The sequence below is a fragment of the Mesorhizobium sp. M1A.T.Ca.IN.004.03.1.1 genome (assembly GCF_003997555.1).
In the GTDB taxonomy this organism is placed as follows: Bacteria; Pseudomonadota; Alphaproteobacteria; order Rhizobiales; family Rhizobiaceae; genus Mesorhizobium.
Genome location: NZ_RZTV01001049.1, coordinates 1 through 238, shown reverse-complemented (window position 1 = coordinate 238; position 238 = coordinate 1). Strand labels below are relative to the sequence as shown.

The following is a 238-nucleotide window of genomic DNA, read 5'->3' as shown; positions in this document are numbered from 1 at the left end:
CGACGATGGAAATGGTCGCGCTCGGGAATGTGTGTTCTGTCTCATACGAATGCGGCTCGTGATGAGATCGCAAACCGGTTGAGCGCGTCACCAGAAGGCGCAGCCTTGCTTCAATATCCTCACTTTATCGGGACGATTCATGGCTTCGCGAACGAGTTCCTTGCGATCCCTTATCTCCGCTCAAAGAACAACCCGATCACAATGATCGACACCGACGTCGCGTTAAGCCGCCGTTGGG

The 238-nt window shown here is 54.6% G+C and carries 1 pseudogene; it reads left to right on the top strand.

Features of this window, described 5'->3' with window-relative positions:
- A pseudogene (locus tag EOD29_RS36880) lies at window positions 1-238 on the top strand (ATP-dependent helicase); the annotation flags it as partial.